The 16,575-nt window shown below is 74.2% G+C and carries 13 protein-coding genes; 4 read left to right on the plus strand and 9 right to left on the minus strand.

Annotated features, from left to right (window positions below; genetic code table 11):
* Positions 1-2,421: a glycoside hydrolase family 65 protein gene (locus tag OIE51_RS20225; RefSeq protein ID WP_326599154.1), complete on the plus strand. Its 2,421-nt coding sequence runs from the start codon at positions 1-3 to the stop codon at positions 2,419-2,421.
* A gap of 112 nt (positions 2,422-2,533) precedes the next feature.
* Here the strand turns inward: OIE51_RS20225 and OIE51_RS20230 are convergent, their stop codons facing one another.
* The 4 genes from OIE51_RS20230 to OIE51_RS20245 form a co-directional block, all read right to left on the minus strand.
* On the minus strand, positions 2,534-3,397 hold the full coding sequence (locus tag OIE51_RS20230) for a universal stress protein (RefSeq protein WP_326599155.1): 864 nt from the start codon (positions 3,395-3,397) through the stop codon (positions 2,534-2,536).
* A 331-nt stretch (positions 3,398-3,728) separates the two neighbouring features.
* Complete coding sequence (locus tag OIE51_RS20235) at positions 3,729-4,067, minus strand: nitrite reductase (NAD(P)H) small subunit (RefSeq protein ID WP_326599156.1); 339 nt, start codon at positions 4,065-4,067, stop codon at positions 3,729-3,731.
* Positions 4,064-6,688, minus strand: a complete 2,625-nt coding sequence (gene nirB, locus OIE51_RS20240) for a nitrite reductase large subunit NirB (RefSeq protein WP_326599157.1) — start codon at positions 6,686-6,688, stop codon at positions 4,064-4,066. Before nirB ends, OIE51_RS20235 begins: the two co-directional genes overlap by 4 nt.
* Before the next feature lie 3 nt (positions 6,689-6,691).
* Complete coding sequence (locus OIE51_RS20245; RefSeq protein ID WP_326599158.1) at positions 6,692-7,912, minus strand: NAD(P)/FAD-dependent oxidoreductase; 1,221 nt, start codon at positions 7,910-7,912, stop codon at positions 6,692-6,694.
* Positions 7,913-8,024: 112 nt separating this feature from the next.
* Between OIE51_RS20245 and OIE51_RS20250 the strand changes: the two genes are divergently transcribed.
* A complete protein-coding gene (locus OIE51_RS20250) occupies positions 8,025-8,963 on the plus strand; it encodes a sulfotransferase family protein (RefSeq protein ID WP_326599159.1) in 939 nt (312 codons plus the stop codon).
* A gap of 18 nt (positions 8,964-8,981) precedes the next feature.
* Positions 8,982-9,524 carry a GNAT family N-acetyltransferase gene (locus OIE51_RS20255; protein ID WP_442811977.1) on the plus strand — a complete coding sequence of 181 codons (543 nt, stop codon included), beginning with the start codon at positions 8,982-8,984 and terminating at the stop codon, positions 9,522-9,524.
* A 75-nt stretch (positions 9,525-9,599) separates the two neighbouring features.
* Here OIE51_RS20255 and OIE51_RS20260 read toward each other — a convergent pair whose 3' ends face one another.
* Together OIE51_RS20260 and OIE51_RS20265 are read right to left on the minus strand one after the other, a co-directional pair.
* Entirely contained in the window at positions 9,600-10,151 is a 552-nt protein-coding gene (locus OIE51_RS20260; protein WP_326599160.1) for a GNAT family N-acetyltransferase, read from the minus strand.
* A gap of 216 nt (positions 10,152-10,367) precedes the next feature.
* Positions 10,368-11,264 carry an NmrA family NAD(P)-binding protein gene (locus OIE51_RS20265; protein WP_326599161.1) on the minus strand — a complete coding sequence of 299 codons (897 nt, stop codon included), beginning with the start codon at positions 11,262-11,264 and terminating at the stop codon, positions 10,368-10,370.
* An 81-nt stretch (positions 11,265-11,345) separates the two neighbouring features.
* Here OIE51_RS20265 and OIE51_RS20270 point away from each other — a divergent pair, with 81 nt between their 5' ends.
* Positions 11,346-12,320 (plus strand): AraC family transcriptional regulator, encoded by a 975-nt coding sequence (locus OIE51_RS20270; RefSeq protein ID WP_326599162.1) that lies wholly within the window; start codon positions 11,346-11,348, stop codon positions 12,318-12,320.
* On the opposite strand, the gene OIE51_RS20275 is transcribed toward OIE51_RS20270, so the two are convergent.
* The 3 genes from OIE51_RS20275 to OIE51_RS20285 all read right to left on the minus strand — a co-directional run bounded on the left by OIE51_RS20275 (position 12,287) and on the right by OIE51_RS20285 (position 16,489).
* Positions 12,287-13,792, minus strand: a complete 1,506-nt coding sequence (locus tag OIE51_RS20275) for a bifunctional phosphatase PAP2/diacylglycerol kinase family protein (RefSeq protein ID WP_326599163.1) — start codon at positions 13,790-13,792, stop codon at positions 12,287-12,289. The genes OIE51_RS20270 and OIE51_RS20275 overlap by 34 nt on opposite strands.
* Before the next feature lie 102 nt (positions 13,793-13,894).
* On the minus strand, positions 13,895-14,278 hold the full coding sequence (locus OIE51_RS20280) for a cupin (protein WP_326599164.1): 384 nt from the start codon (positions 14,276-14,278) through the stop codon (positions 13,895-13,897).
* Between the two features lie 39 nt (positions 14,279-14,317).
* The gene (locus OIE51_RS20285; RefSeq protein ID WP_326599165.1) at positions 14,318-16,489 is read right to left on the minus strand and encodes a molybdopterin oxidoreductase family protein; all 2,172 of its coding nucleotides are present in this window, start codon (positions 16,487-16,489) and stop codon (positions 14,318-14,320) included.
* Positions 16,490-16,575 lie beyond the last annotated feature (86 nt).

Below are 16,575 nucleotides of genomic sequence, written 5' to 3' on the forward strand. Positions count from 1 at the left end.
GTGACCAGCTCCGACTGGATCTGGGAGTACGAGGGGTACGACCCGCGCGCCGAACGCCTGCGCGAGGCGCTGTGCACGCTGGGCAACGGGTACTTCGCGACACGCGGCGCCGCCCCCGAGGCCGTGGCGGGCCCGGCACACTATCCGGGCACCTACGCGGCCGGCCTCTACAACCGCCTGACCACCACCCTGGCGGGGCGGCAGCTCTCCCACGAGGACATCGTCAACCTGCCCAACTGGCTGACCTTCCGCTTCCGGCCGCACCCCGACGAGGGCGCGGACGGCCAGTGGTTCGGCGCGGACCAGGACCCCGACGGACTGCTGCGGTACCGGCAGGTGCTCGACCTGCGGGGCGGTACGCTCACCCGGCTGCTGCGCTACCGCGACCCGCACGGCCGCCACTTCGGCGTCGAGCAGACCCGTCTGGTGCACATGGAGGACCCGCATCTGGCGGCGCTGCGCACGACGTTCTCCGCCGAGGACTGGTCCGGCACGGTCGAGGTGGACTCGGCGATCGACGGCATGGTGGGCAACACCGGCGTGGCGCGCTACCGCGATCTCGCGAGCCACCACCTCACCCGGATGACCACGGGTGCCGAGGAGCCCGACACGGTGTGGCTGCGGTGCCGGACCAGCGACTCGGACGTGCGGGTCGTCATGGCCGCCAGGACCACGTGCGGTGAGTGGGAGGGCGCGGCGGAACGGCGGACGGCGCTCGCGGACTTCAGGGCCGGGCAGCGGCTGACGCTGCCCGTCGCGCCGGGACGGCCGGTGACCGTGGAGAAGACCGTCGCCCTGCACACTTCCCGCGACGCCGCGATCAGCGGCCCGTTCTCCGCCGCCCTGGCGCGGGTGCGGCGCGCGCCCGGCTTCGGCGGGCTGCTGGAGACGCACACCGCCGCCTGGGAACGGCTGTGGCGGCAGGCCGAGTTGGAGGTGCCGGGGGAGTCCGGGCACATTTTGCGGCTGCACCTGTTCCATCTGCTCCAGACGCTCTCGCCCCGCCACACGCCCGAACTCGACGTCGGCGTCCCGGCGCGCGGGCTGCACGGGGAGGCATACCGGGGGCACGTCTTCTGGGACGAGCAGTTCGTGCTGCCGTATCTGAACCTGCACTTCCCCGAGTTGTCCAAGTCGCTGCTGATGTACCGCTACCGGCGGCTGCCCGCCGCCTGCCGCGCCGCCCGCGCCGCCGGGCACGAGGGCGCGATGTACCCGTGGCAGAGCGGCAGCGACGGCCGGGAGGAGACCCCCCCGACGCACCTCAACCCGCGCTCGGGGCGCTGGACGCCGGACAACTCGCGGCTTCAGCACCACGTCTGCTCGGCGGTCGCCTACAACGTGTGGCGGTACGGACAGAGCACCGGGGACACGGAGTTCACGCACACCAAGGGCGCGGAGATGCTGCTCCAGATCGCCCGCTTCTGGGCGGACACGGCGCGGTGGGACGACGAGTACGAGCGGTACCGCATCCGGGGGGTGGTCGGCCCCGACGAATACCACGAGGGGTATCCGGAGGCGCCGAAGCCGGGACTGGACGACAACGCCTACACCAACGTCACGGCCTCCTGGGTGCTCGCCCGCGCGCTGGAGCTGGCGCGCACGCTGCCCACCTCGCGCCGCCGGGAGCTGTTCGAACGCATCCGGCTGCGGCCGGAGGAGCTGGAGCGCTGGGACGAGGTGTCGCGGCGGCTGCGGGTGCCGTTCCACCAGGGCCTGATCAGCCAGTTCGAGGGCTACGGGAAGCTGCTGGAGCTGGACTGGGAGGGCTACCGGCAGCGGTACGGGGACATCCGGCGGCTGGACCGCATCCTGGAGTCGGAGGGCGACACGGCCAACCGCTACCAGGCGTCCAAGCAGGCGGACGTGCTGATGCTGGGCTACCTGTTCGCGCCGGGCGAGCTGCGGGACGTCTTCGCGCGGCTCGGCTACGGCCTGGACGACGAGGTGTGGCGCCGCACGGTCGACTACTACCTGGCCAGGACCAGCCACGGGTCGACGCTCAGCGGCGTCGTGCACGCCTGGGTGCTGGCCCGGGCGCGGCGCGGCGAGGCGTGGACGCATCTGAGGGAGGCGCTGGCCAGCGACGTCGCGGACCTCCAGGGCGGCACGACGGCCGAGGGCATCCACCTGGGCGCCATGGCGGGCACGCTCGACCTGGTGCAACGCGGGCTGGCCGGGCTGGAGACGCGGGAGGGCGCGCTGTGGCTGGACCCGGCGCCGGTGCCCGAATTGGCGGAGTTCGGCTTCTCGGTGCGGCACCGGGGGATCGGGGTGCGGGTGCGGATGAAGCCGGGGCAGCTGTGGATCGGGGTGCCGGCGTGGGAGGAGACGCCGATGCCGGTGCGGGTGATGCTGGACGGGCGGGCCGTGGACATCGCGCCGGGGGAGGAGCGGCTGCTGCCGCTGCCGTACGAGTGAGGTGGGCGTACGAGGGGGGTGGCGGATGAGTGGAGGTGGCCGTACGAGGGGGTGGGCGAGCGGCGCGGCCGTCAGCCGTTCTCGGTTCTCGGTTCTCGGTTCTCGTACGTTCTCAGTTCTCGTACGGCACGGCCGCGACCGGGCAGCGGGCGTGGTGGAGGGCGGCGTGGACGACCGGGCCGACGCGCATGCCGAGCACCGGCCGGTGGACACGGCGGCCGACGACGAGCAGTCCGGCCCGGAACGCGGCGGCCGTCAGCAGCACCTCCGAGGCGTTGCCGAGCCGCAGGTGCTCGACCACGGGCACGCCGGGGTAACGCCGCCGCCACGGGTCCAGGATCTGGGCCAGCTCGCGGCCCTCCAGCTCCTCCATGTCCTTGCCGCCGACCGCCTCCAGGCCGTCCGGCATCTCGGGGCCGAACATCGACGGCGTGCCCCAGGCCCGGACGGCGCGCACGGCCGCGCCGCGTGCCGCCGCCGTGGCGAAGGCGAAGCCGAGCAGCACGTCGGCGGGCGGGCCCGTGTCCTTCAACCCCACGACCACTTCGTCGCCCTCGTCGGCCCGCTCCTGGGTGCCGGAGCGGACGAAGACCATGGGGCGCTTGACGCGGGAGAGGACGGACAGGCCGACCGAGCCGAGCAGGAAGCCGACGATGGCGCTGTGCCCACGGGAGCCGATGACCAGCATCTCGGCGTCGGCGGCCTTCTCGATCAGGCCGGTGGAGGCGACCTCGGGGACCAGCTCGGTGGTGATCGTCAGGCCGGGGTGGCGGACGGCGAGCTGGTTCCGGGTCCGGATCAGCAGGCCGCGCGCCGCGCCCTCGTCCGGGGTCGGCGGCACGTAGACGGGCTCGGTGATCCAGGCGTGGACCAAGTGCAGTGGCGCGCCGCGCCGCTCGGCCTCCCGCGCGGCCCACTCGGCGGCGGTCACGCTCTCGGCGGAGCCGTCGATGCCGACGGTGATGGGACGAGTCATGGGACATCCTCCGAAAATTTCCGGTATGTCCACTCTCGCGCGTTTCAACCGCCGGGGCGAACCAGATCGCCCCCGGATCACTCCCCAGGGCGTCGGGCGGGGCGTCGGGCGGGGCGTCGGGCGGGGCGTCGGGCGGGGCGTCGGGCGGGGCGTCGGGCGGGGCGTCGGGCGGGGCGTCGGGCGGGGCGTCGGGACGGCCGCGGAGGCATGCCGCCGCGGCCCTCCCCCGTGCGGTGGGGGAGGGCCGGGCCGGCTCCCCGGATGGGCTCATGCCACCGTGACGGCCCTCCCCCGGGCGAGTGGGGGAGGGCCGGCGGCTCCCGGTGGGGCTTCAGCGGCTCCGGGTGGCGTACACCGGGACCGTCTTCTCCGGGTCGGGGTCGTCCAGGCAGCGGCCCGTCGCCAGATCGAAGCGCTGCTTCAGCAGCGGGGACGCCACGAACGGGCTGCCGCCGTTGCCCGTCGAGCCCAGCAGGCCCCGGGAGAGGACGTGGGCGCCGGTGAACGGGTCACGGTTGCCGATCGCGTACGTCCGGCCGTGCCGGTCGAGGAACACCGCGGCCTGCCTGCCGTCCGGCAGCAGCGCCGCCACGCCGCGCCCCGGCGTCAGCTCGGCCAGTCCGCAGACCGGGACCCACTCGTCCCCGGCCACCTGAACTTCCACCTTCATCGCTGGCTGCTCCCCTCAAGCGTGCGGACGGGCAGCTCCGGCCCGGCCAGAATGGTCAAGTCGGGCTTCACCTGGTCGCGTTCGGGCACGAACTTGATCGTCGGGTCGGGGGCCCCCGGCGCGTTGACGAAGGACACGAAGCGCCGCAGCTTCTCCGGGTCGTTGATCGTCTCCGCCCATTCGTCGCGGTAGTTGGCGACGTGCGCGGCCATCAGTGCCTCCAACTCGTCGCAGATGCCGAGCGAGTCGTGCACGACCACGTCCTTCACGTGGTCGAGCCCGCCCGGAATCCGCTCCAGCCAGGTCGAGGTCCGCTCCAGCCGGTCGGCGGTGCGGATGTAGAACATCAGGAACCGGTCGATGAGCCTGATCAGTTCGGCGTCGGACAGGTCCTGCGCGAGCAGGTCCGCGTGGCGCGGCGTCGCGCCGCCGTTCCCGCCGACGTACAGGTTCCAGCCGTTGGCGGTGGCGATGATGCCGAAGTCCTTGCCCATCGCCTCCGCGCACTCGCGCGCGCAGCCGGACACCGCCGACTTCAGCTTGTGCGGCGACCGCAGCCCCCGGTAGCGCAGCTCCAGGTCGATCGCCATCCGCACGCTGTCCTGCACCCCGTACCGGCACCAGGTCGAGCCCACGCACGACTTCACGGTGCGCAGCGCCTTGCCGTAGGCGTGACCCGACTCGAAGCCCGCCTCCACCAGCCGGGACCAGATCATCGGGAGCTGGTCGACGCTCGCGCCGAACATGTCGATGCGCTGCCCGCCCGTGATCTTGGTGTAGAGCCCGAAGTCCCGGGCCACCTCACCGATCACGATCAGCTTCTCCGGGGTGATCTCACCGCCCGGCACGCGCGGGACGACCGAGTAGGAGCCGTTCTTCTGCATGTTGGCGAGGAAGTGGTCGTTGGTGTCCTGCAACGCCGCCTGCTCGCCGTCCAGCACGTAGCCGTCCGCGCCGATGGTGGGCGCGAGGGAGGCGAAGATCGACCCCACCGCCGGCTTGCAGATCTCGCAGCCGTCGCCGCCGCGCGCCTCCGGGCGGCCGTGGTTGTCCAGCACCTCCTGGTAGGAGTTGAGGCGCAGCGCCAGCACGATCTCGTACAGCTCCTGGCGGGTCTGCGAGAAGCAGCCGCACAGCCCGGTGTCGACGGTCACGCCGTTGGCGGCCAGCTCGTCGTTGACCAGCAGGCCCAGCGTCTTCACGCAACTGCCGCAGCCCGTGCCGGCCTTGGTGCACTTCTTGACCTCGGGGACGGTGGTGCAGGCGTGGTCGTTGACCGCTCCCCGGATGACGCCCTTGCTGACGTTGTGGCAGCTGCAGATGATCGCCTCGTCGGGCAACGCGGACGGGCCGATCGCGGTGGCCGGCGCCAGCCCGGCCGGCAGCACCAGCTGCTCGGGCGCGGCCGGCGGCACGCTGCCGGTCAGCGGGCGCAGCAGCCCGTAGGAGTCGGCGTCGCCGACCAGCACGCCGCCGAGCAGCGTGCCGTCCCGGCCGATCACCAGCTTCTTGTAGACGCCGGAGCGCGAGTCCGAGTAGACGACGTCCAGGCAGCCCTCGGCCCGGCCGTGCGGGTCGCCGAACGACGCCACGTCCACGCCGAGCAGCTTCAGCTTGGTGGAGGTGTCCGCGCCGGCGAACGTCCTGGCCTCGGCCGTCCGCGCCGCGCCGTCCGCGATGGCCCCGGCGGCGGCCACGGCCATCTCGTAGCCCGGCGCGACCAGTCCGTACACCACGCCGTCCACGGCCCGCGCGCACTCGCCGATCGCGAACACCGCCGGGTCGGACGCCGTCCGGCAGAGCTCGTCCACCACGACGCCGCCGCGCTCCCCGACCTCCAGGCCCGCCGCCCTGGCGAGCTCGTCCCGGGGGCGCACGCCGGCCGAGAAGACCACCAGGTCGGTGGCGACGGTCGAGCCGTCCGACAGGACCATGCCGGTCACCGCGCCGTCCCCGTCGGCGTTGATCTCCTGCCCGCCGACGCCGGTGTGGACGATCAGCCCCATGTCCTCGACCGTGCGGCGCAGCGCGGCGCCGCCGCCCTCGTCCACCTGGATCGACATCAGGCGCGGGTTGAACTCCACGATGTGCGTCTCCAGGCCGAGGCCCTTGAGCGCGCCGGCCGCCTCCAGGCCGAGCAGCCCGCCGCCGACGACCAGCCCGGCGCGGCAGTTCTTCGCGTACTCCTCGATCGCGAGCACGTCCTCGATCGTCCGGTAGACGAAGCAGCCGGCGCTGTCCTTGCCGGGCACCGGCGGCACGAACGGGTAGGAGCCGGTGGCCAGGACGAGCGCGTCGTAGCGGAACGTCCGGCCGCTGCGGGCGGTCACCGTCCGCGCCTCGCGATCGACGGCGGTGGCCGGGTCGTCCGTGTGCAGCTCGATGCCGTGCTGCTCCATGAACCCCTCGGGGACCATGGACAGTTCGTCCGGCGAGCTGCCGGAGAAGTAGGACGTGAGGTGCACTCGGTCATAGGCGGCGCGCGGCTCCTCGCACAGCACGACGACGCGGGCCCGCTGGGTGACGCCCCGGTCCGCGAGCTCCTCCAGGAAGCGCTGGCCGACCATCCCGTGCCCGATCAGGACGATCGTCTCGGGGGCGTTCTCGGTGGCGGTGGACATGGGTCAGTACCCTCCGTCGTGGGTGAGCAGGTGGAGCAGGGGAGTGGCGGGAAGCGGCTCATCGCCTTCCCAGGTGCGGGCGAGCGTCCCGACGCTGCCCAGGTCGCCGACGAGGATGCCGCCCAGCAACCGGTCGCCGCGGACGACGATCTTGCGGTAGGCACCGCGCGTGGCGTCCGCGAGGTGCACGACATCGTCGCCGGGCGACGGCGTCGTCTCGCCGAACGCGGCCAGGTCCAGCGGCCCGTCGGGCAGCGTCAGCCTGACGAGCGAGCGCGTCCCGGCGTAACCGGCCGCGTTCTCACCGCCGTTCAGCACCCCGGCCAGCACGTCGGCCTGTTCCTGCGCGGCGCCGGCGAGCCCGTACAGCACGCCGTCGTGCTCGGCACAGTCCCCGATCGCGTACACGTCGGGGTCGGAGGTCCGCAGCCGGTCGTCGACGGCGATTCCGCCCCGGGCGCCGAGCGCCAGCCCGGCCTCCCGGGCCAGGCCGGTGCGCGGCCGGACGCCGCAGGCCAGCACGACGAGGTCGGCGGCCAGCTCGTAGCCGTCCGCGAGTTCGACGCCCCGCACCCGGCCGGCCTCGGTCCGCAGACCGCGCACCCGGCACTCGGTGTGTACCTCCACGCCCGACGCGCCCAGATGCGCCCGCAGCAACCGGCCCGCGCCGACGTCGAGATGACGATCCATCAGGTGCTCGCCCTGCTGCGCGACAACGACTCCGGCGCCGCGCGCGGCCAGCGCGCGGGCCGCCGAGACGCCCAGCAGCCCGCCCCCGATCACCACGGCGCTCGATCCCTCGCCGACCGCCTCGCGCAGCGCCAGGCAGTCGTCCAGGGTACGGAAGGCGTGCACGCCGTCGGGCAGGCCCGCGACCAGGCCGCGCAGCGGGGGCAGTACCGGGCTCGATCCAGTGGCGAGCACCAGCACGTCGTACGGCGTGGCGGAGCCGTCCTCGCACTCGACCTGCCGCGCGACGCGGTCGACCCGCGCCACCCGCACCCCGCCGCGCCAGGTGACGGCGTCGGTCGGGCGCGGCAGCGCGATGACCTCGGCTGGATACCGGCCCGCCAGCACATCGGCCAGCAGCACCCGGTTGTAGGGTGCGTGCGGCTCCTCCGCCAGCACGGTGATCACGGTGTCCCCAGCCGTGCCGAGCTGCTGCGCGAGCCGGGCGCCGGCCATGCCGCCGCCCACGATCACCACACGCTTTTTCGAACTCATGCACCCGAGAGTGCGGGGACGCTGTTACCCGTCCGCATCACATCCGTTTCTCATAGGCAACGCTGCCCTCAGCTCGGCCACCCATGGGCTGTGAGCCCGCTACGCTGCCGCCGTGCGGCACCTGACCTTCATCGTCGGCACCGGGCGCAGCGGATCGACGCTGCTGTCCCGCATCCTCAACCTTCACCCCGGCATCCTCAGTCTGAACGAGCTGTTCGCCTCGCTCCAGGAGCCGGACCGGGCCCTGCCCGCCGAGCCGGTCACCGGCGACGCCTTCTGGCGGATCCTCTCCGACGTCAACCCGGTCTTCGACGCCCTGATCCGCGCCGGAGTACCGCTCCCGGAGTTCCTCCGCCCGCGCCCGGCCGCGCCGGCCCTGTGCCTGATGGCCCTGCCGCACCTGACCAACGAGCCCGACAGCGTACTGGACGACCTGGCCCGGGAGATCACCCGCTGGCCGCGCCGCCCGGCGCCCGCACACTACCGCGCCTTCTTCGACCTGCTGTCCGCGCGGTTCGGCCGCGGCGACGCGGTCGTGGAACGGTCGGGCTACTCGCTGCACTGGATCCCGCGGCTGCGCGCCGCCTTCCCGACGGCCCGCTTCGTCCACCTCTACCGGAACGGTCCCGACTGCGCGCTGTCGATGAGCCGCCACGTCGGGTACCGCGTGATCTCCCTGCTGCGCGACCCGCCCGCCGATCTCACCGTCCCGTTCGACCCGGCCGCGGCCGTCGCCCGTGACCTCCCGGTGACGCGCTTCGGCGCGCTGTGGTCCGAGCTGATCACCGAGGGCGTCGCCCATCTCGACGCCGTCCCGCCCGGGCTGCGGACGACCATGGCGTACGAGGACCTGCTCGCCGCGCCCGACCGCGAGCTGAGCCGGCTGGCCGCCTTCGCGGGCGCGACCTCCCACGCGAGCTGGCTGACGGCGGCCGGCTCCCTCCTGGACCCCACCCGGCAGGGCGCTTCCCGGCACCTGGCGCCGGACGCACTGGCACACCTACGGGCGAGCTGCGCCCCGGGCACCCGTGCCCTCGCTCGCGCCCGTTGACCCGCAAGGATGGCAGGTATGACACCTATGACCGAGGTGCGCATCGCCCACACCGCAGACCTGGACGCGCCGGCGCTCGACGCCGCCCGCGCCCTGCTCGACGAGGCTTTCGAAGGAGATCTTTCCGATCACGATTGGGAACACGCGCTCGGCGGCATGCACGCGCTGCTGTGGGAGGGCGCGGAGCTGATAGGTCACGCGTCGGTGGTGCAACGCCGCCTGCTGCACGCGGGCCGCGCGCTGCGGGCCGGATACGTGGAAGGGGTGGCCGTGCGGGAGGACCGCCGCCGGCGGGGGCACGGCGCCTCGCTGATGTCGGCGCTGGAAAAGGTGATACGCGGCGCCTACGACCTGGGCGCGCTGTCGTCGTCCGACGAGGCGCTGCCGTTCTACGCGGTCCGGGGCTGGCGCCTGTGGGAGGGCCCGACCTTCGCGCTGACGCCGCTGGGCATCGCGCGGACGGAGGAGGACGACCGCGGGGTGTACGTCCTGCCGGTGGCGGCGCGGCTGAAGGTGGCGGGGGAACTGGTGTGCGACTGGCGGGACGGCGACGTCTGGTGATCCGGCGGGGCGGGCCACGGGGCATGGCCTCGTGACCCACCCGCCGGCGGACGTCTCCGCTTCAGGGGAGCGTCTTCATCGGATCGGTCGGAGTGGTCGGTTGGGTCCGGAGCTTGGCAGGTCCCGTTGCAGGAGCAGTGTGTCCAGCCAGCGCCCGTGCTTGTGGCCGACGGCCGTCAGTCGGCCCGCGTCCCGGAAGCCGAACTTCCGGTGCAGCGCGGGCGAGGCGTCGTTGTCCGCGTCGGCGATCACCGCGATGAGCTGGCGGACCCCGGCCTCGGCGCAGCGCGCGAGGAGCGCTTCGAGCAGCGCGCGACCGAGGCCCCGGCCGGTGTGGTCGGGGGAGAGATAGATGCTGTCCTCGGCGGTGTGCCGGTAGGCGGGCTGCGCCCGCCAGGGACCGGCGTAGGCGAAGCCCGCCACCTGTCCGTTCACCTCGGCGACGAGGAACGGCAGGCTCCGCTCGGCCAGTTCGGCCAGCTTGCGGCCCCAGTCGTCGGGGGTGGGCGGGGTCTCCGTGAAGGTGATCACGGTCTGGGTCACATAGTGGGCGAAGATCTCCGCGACGGCGCCGAGGTGGGCGGCGGTCGCCGGGCGGATCTCCGGGGCGTCGCTGTGGTCGGGCATGCGCACATCCTAGGGAGCCCCGTCGTTCGGGCCCCCGCCCGCCAGGCCCGCCACACCCCACACCCGTGTCAGGCGTGCCACACGCCGGTCGCCGCCGTCCGCCGGGTGTAGGCGCTGAAGTCCCGGGGCGGGCGGCCCTGTCGGGCATGCGCACATCCTAGGGAGCCCCGTCGTTCGGGCCCCCGCCCGCCAGGCCCGCCACACCCCACACCCGTGTCAGGCGTGCCATACCCCGGTCGCCGCCGTCCGCCGGGCGTAGGCGCTGAAGTCCAGGGGCGGGCGGCCCAGGACCGTCTCCACATCGGTCGTCGGGTGGGCGTTCCGGCCATCGAGCACGGCCGTGAACAGGGCGGTGAGCATCTCGGCGACCTCGGGCGGGAGGCCTCCCTGGGTCAGGGACGCCGCGTACGCGCCCGGGGACACTGCGCGGAAGCGGATCTCGCGGCCGGCCGCTTCGCTCATCTCGGCCGCCGCCTCCTCGAACGTCAGCGCGCGGGCCGTCGTCAGCTCGTAGACGCGCCCCGCGTGCCGCGGGTCCGTCAGGGCCGCGACCGCCACGTCCGCGATGTCCTCCGTGTCGATGAACGGCTCCCGCACGCCGGGGACCGCGGGCAGGGCCAGGTCACCGGCCAGGACCGCGTCGAGCAGGAACTCCTCGCTGAAGTTCTGGCTGAACCAACTCGCCCGCAGCACCGTCCACTCGGCGCCCGACTCGGCCACCGCCCGCTCGGCGTCCACCGCGCTGGCCATACCCCGGCCGGACAGCAGCACCAGCCGCCGCACGCCCCGCGAGACCGCCAGCTTCGCGAACGCGCCGATCGCGTCCGCCGCGTCGGGAGCCGTGATGTCCGGGTAGTAACTGAGATACGCCGCCTCGCGGTTCGCCAGCGCCGGGGCCCACGTCGAGCGGTCGACCCAGTCGAACGGCGGGGTGCCGGCGCGGGAGCCGATCCGGGCGCCGGGGAGACGGGCGGCCACCCGGCGCCCGGTCTTGCCGGTGCCGCCGGTGATCAGGACGGTGTCCGCGATGTTCGCGATGTTCGCGATGTTCGCGATGTTCGTGATGTCCGCGATATCCGCAGGGCCCGCGGAGTCGCTGAAGTTCGTTGTCATGCCACCAGTTCAGCCGAGGACCGGTCGGCGGGACATCGTTGGGAGGCTCACCGGCATGCGCGTGCGTCTACGCTGATCGGCGTGGACGCACTGACCAGCCTGCTGGACGGCCCCCGCGCCCGGGGGGCCTTCCTGATGCGCGTCGTCCTCACCCCGCCGTGGGCCGTCGAGGTGCGGGACGAGGCGCCGTTGACGCTGGTGTGCGCCGCCCGGGGCGGCGCGGTGATCGCCCGCGGCGGCGGCGAGACATGGCTGGCGGCGGGCGATGTCGCGGTCATCCGCGGGCCGGAGCCCTACGTCGTCGGCGACGACCCCGCCACCGAGCCGCAGGCGCAGATCCGGCCGGGCGGGTGCAGCGTCGGGCGCGACGGCACCGACCTGTGCGAGGCGTTCGATCTCGGGGTGCGGACCTGGGGCACGGCCCCGGACGGGCCGACCGAGCTGCTCATCGGCACCTACCAGCTCCACCGGGAGGTCAGCGGGCGGCTGCTGCGCGCGCTGCCGCCCGTGCTCCTGCTGCGCGCGGGCGAGTGGCACAGTCCGCTGCTGACGCTGCTCGGCGCCGAGATGATCCGGGACGAGCCGGGGCAGGAGGTCGTTCTCGACCGGGTGCTGGACCTGCTGCTGATCTCCGTGCTGCGCGCCTGGTTCGCCCGGCCGGAGGCCGCCGCCCCGGCCTGGTACCGGGCGCACGGCGACCCGGTGGTGGGCCGGGCGCTGCGGCTGATCCACGACCACCCGGCGCACTCGTGGACCGTTTCCTCGCTGGCCGCCAAGGCGGGCGTGTCCCGGGCCGCGTTGGCCCGGCGCTTCACCGGGCTGGTCGGGGAGCCGCCGATGACGTATCTGACCGGGCTGCGGCTGGAGATGGCCGCCGAGCTGCTGCGCGAGCCGCACGCCACGGTCGAGGCGGTGGCCCGCCGGGTCGGGTACGGCAGTCCGTTCGCGCTGAGCACCGCGTTCAAGCGGGAGCGTGGCGTCAGCCCCAGCGAGTACCGCGACCGGGCGGGCGCGGAGGCGTCTCAGAGCAGCGTCGGTCCCGGGTCGGGGCGGTAGACCGCCAGGCTGTCCTTCCGCTTGTCCAGCACCAGCGACGCGGGCGCGGGCGCGACCTCGCCGTCGTACGCCAGGGTGCTGTCCGCGCGCAGCCCCGACAGCCGCAGCCGGGGCAGCCGGGCCGCCGAGTACACGTGGGAACGGGCCAGGGTGCCGGTGAGCGCGGCGACCGTCACGCGGGTGCGCGCGAACCGTTTGTCGCCCGAGACCGTGCGCACGTCCAGCAGCCCGTCGTCCAGGTGGGTGCGGTGAGAGGGGGCGAACCCCTCCGGCGAGTACAGGCCGTTGCCCGCGAAGAACAGCCACAGCTTGTGCGGGCGGCCGTTCAGCTCCACCTCGACCGGGCGGGCGCCGCGCAGCACGCGCGCCAACGACAGTGCGGCCAGCGGCCATTTGCCGATGCGCCGCTCCAGCACCTCCAACGACTCCCGCAGGCGTATCACTTCGGGGTAGATGCCGAGGCTGAAGGTGTTCAGGAAGTGCGTCGCGGGCGCCCCGGCGGCGGCGCCCGCGGGGCGGAACCGGCCCAGGTCGACGGCGATCGCGTCGCCCGCCTGGACCGCCGCCGCCGTGTCCTCGAAGGTCTGGATGCCGGTGTCGAGCGCGAAGTGGTTGAGCGTGCCGCCGGGGAAGACCGCGAGCGGCACGCCCCGGTCGGCGGCGCGGGTGGCGGCGGCGTTGACCGTGCCGTCGCCACCGCAGACGCCGAGGGCGCCGCCCCGCGCGGCGGCCCGTCCGGCCGCGTCGTCCAACTGCGCCCCGAGGTCGGCCGGGCCGTCCTCGCCGACCCGGCAGACGACGATCTCGGCCTTCGGTAGCACCGCGCGCAGCCGGTCCGCCGAGGCGTCGCCGGCTCCGGCGCTGTCGTTGACCACCACGGTCAGTCCCTCGCCGTCCGGCAGCGCGGGCACCGGCACCCGGTGGTGGACGAGCTGCGTGGGCTGCGGGCGGCGCGGCCACACCCGGCCGGTGGTCAGCGCCGCGCCGGTGCCCAGCAGACAGCCGATGAGCACGTCCGCCGGATAGTGGACGCCGACGTAGACCCGGGAGAACGCGACGGCGGCGGCGGCCGGCACGACGGCCGCGCCCAGTCGGCCCGACTCCATGGCGACGCCGGTGGCGAACGCCGCCGCCGACGCCGAGTGCCCGGAGGGGAAGGAGCTGGTCAGCGGCTGGCGGGTCAGGCGCCGCGCCAGCGGTACGGAGTCCAAGAGGGGACGCTGCCTGCTGGCCGCGTACTTGACGATTGTGTTCGTCGCGAACGAGGCCAGTGCGAGGGCGGCGACCCCGCGCCCCGCCGCGCGCCGCCCGTTCCGGCCGCCGAACGCGGCCAGCGCCCCGGCCGTGCCGAACCAGAGCCGGCCGTGGTTGGCGGCCCGGGTCAGGCGGGGCAGGACGAACTGGACGCCCGGTGGGTGCGCGGCGGCGACACGTTCGAATATCCGGCGGTCCAGGCGGCTGAGCCGTCCCATGGTCTGGTCCCCTCCTCGGCGGCGGGCTTCGCGCCTCCCCGCCTACCCCGCCGCGCGGACGGCACGCGCGCCGGGCGAAGCCGCGCGGGCGCCGTGCGGAAGCTACGCAGGGTTCCCGACCCGCCGGGTGTCGTATACGACCACCGGCTCGGGGGTCGCCGTCACCGACGTGAGCAGCACCACGGAGTCCAGCAGGGCGCCCAGCGCGTGCCGTGCCTGCGGCACGCGCATCACCTGGCCGGCCTCCAGCTCGACCGCCCCGGCGTCCGTCCGCAGCCGCACCCGGCCGCGCAGCACCTGGAGGCTGGCGGCCGGCGGCGCGCTGTGCTCCTCCAACTCGGCGCCCTCGGTCAGGGCGATGACGCTCTGCCGCAACGGCCCGTCGCGCAGGAAGAGATGAGCGCTGCGACCGTGGTCCGAGTGGCGCGCCAGGGCCAGGTGCTCGTCCGCGAGGGCGGTCAGATTGTCCGTGAGATCCAGATCCATGACTCCATGCTCGCGGCTCGCGGCCGGGCCGCAACTCGGCTAGCCGCCGTCACCACCGGCCTCCGCCAGCTCGACGCGGACCGCGCACACCTTGAACTCGGGCATCCGGGACGTCGGGTCGAGCGCCGGGTTGGTCAGCGTGTTGGCGCGGCCCTCGCCCCCCCAGTGGAACGGCATGAAGACCGTGTCCGGCCGGATGTCCCGCGAGATGCGGGCCGGCGCCACCGCCCGGCCGCGCCGCGAGATCACCGCCAGCCGGTCGCCCTCGGCCGCGCCCAGCCGCTCCGCCAGCCTCGGGTGGAGTTGTACGAACGGGCCGGGCTCGGCCGCGTTGAGCCGTGCCACGCGCCGGGTCTGCGCGCCCGACTGGTACTGGGCCAGCACCCGGCCGGTCGTCAGCAGCACCGGATACTCGGCGGTCGGCTCCTCCGCCGAGGGCCGGTGGGTGACCGGCGCGAAGCGCGCCCGGCCGTCCGGGGTGGCGAAGCCGTCCAGGAACATCCGGGGGGTGCCGGGGTGCGGCGGCGTGGAGTGGTCGTTGGACGGGTCGTCGTTCTCGCCGCGCGAGCCGGGCGCCGGCTGCTCGGGGCAGGGCCAGAACACGCCGTCCTCCTCGGCGATCCGGCGGTAGGTGATGCCGGAGTAGTCCGCCTTGCCGCCCGCCGAGGCGCGGCGCAGCTCGTCGAAGACCTCCTCCGGGTCGGTGGGGAAGCCCTTCTCCCAGCCGAGCCGGGCGGCGAGCCGGTGCAGCACCTCCAGATCGCCGCGGACGCCGGCCGGCGGCTCCGCGGCCTTGCGGCGCAGCAGCACCCGGCCCTCCAGGTTGGTCATGGTGCCGCTCTCCTCGGCCCACTGCGTCACCGGCAGCACCACGTCCGCGAGCCGCGCGCTCTCGGAGAGCACGACGTCGCAGACGGCCAGGAAGTCGAGCGACCGCATCCGCTCCTCGACATGGGCGGCGCGCGGCGCGGAGATCACCGGGTTGGACGCCATCAGCAGCAGCGCCCGGACGCCGTCGGGGGTGTCGCGGCCGAGCGCGTCGAGCAGCTCGTAGGCGCTGCGGCCGGGCGCGGGCAGTACGTCCGGGTCCACGCCCCACACGCGCGCGACGTGCTCGCGGGCGGCCGGGTCGGCGAGCAGCCGGTAGCCGGGGAGCTGGTCGGCCTTCAGGCCGTGCTCGCGCCCGCCCTGTCCGTTGCCCTGCCCGGTCAGGCAGCCGTAGCCGGACAGCGGGCGGCCCGCGCGGCCGGTGGCCAGGCACAGGTTGATCCAGGCGCTGACCGTGTCGGTGCCCTTGGCCTGCTGCTCGGGGCCGCGCGCGGTGAGCACCATCGCCGCGTCCGGCTCGCAGAACTTCCGCACGGTCTCGCGCAGTTGGGGCACCGGCACCCCGGTGATCCGTTCCACCAGCTCCGGCCAGTGCGCCATCGCCGCCGCCCTGGCCTCCTCCCAGCCGCTCGTCCTGGCCGCGATGAACGCCTCGTCCGTCCGCCCCTCGGCCACCACCAGGTGCAGCAGCCCCAGGGCCAGCGCCAGATCGGTGCCCGGCCGGGGCGCGAGGTGCAGGTCGGCCTGCTCGGCGGTCTTGGTCCGGCGCGGGTCGATGACGATCAGCGTGCCGCCGTTCTCCCTCAGCTCCGTGAAGTACCGCAGCGCGGGCGGCATGGTGTCGCCGAGGTTGGAGCCGACCAGGATGACGCAGCCGGTGCGCGGGATGTCGGCCATCGGGAACGGCAGGCCCCGGTCCACGCCGAACGCCTTGGTCCCGGCCGCCGCCGCCGAGGACATGCAGAACCTGCCGTTGTAGTCGATCTGCGAGCTGCCGAGCACCAGGCGGGTGAACTTGCCCAGCGCGTAAGCCTTTTCGTTGGTCAGTCCGCCGCCGCCGAAGACCCCGACGGCGTCCGGGCCGTAGCGGGCGCGGGTGCGCCCCAGCCCGGCCGCGATCCGGTCCAGGGCCTCCTCCCAGCCCGCCGGCTCAAGATCGCCGCCGCGCACCCGGCGGACCAGCGGCTCGGTCAGGCGCGCCCCGGAGGCCAGCACCTCGTTGGCGGTCTGGCCCTTGCCGCACAGAGCGCCCCGGTTCACCGGGAACGCGGTGCGGGGCACGATCTCCAGGCCGCCGGCCGCCTCCGCGTTCGGGCGCAGCCGCATCCCGCACTGCAGGGCGCAGTACGGACAGTGGGTGTCCGTGCTCGTGCCGTCGCTCATGACCTCGCTCATACCTACGCATGATGCTTCGTCCGTGTTACACGGGAGGACCCTCCGCGTTACTCGGCCGGTGCGGCCGTCTCAGC

This window comes from Streptomyces sp. NBC_01803 (genome assembly GCF_035917415.1).
Taxonomy (GTDB): Bacteria; Actinomycetota; Actinomycetes; order Streptomycetales; family Streptomycetaceae; genus Streptomyces.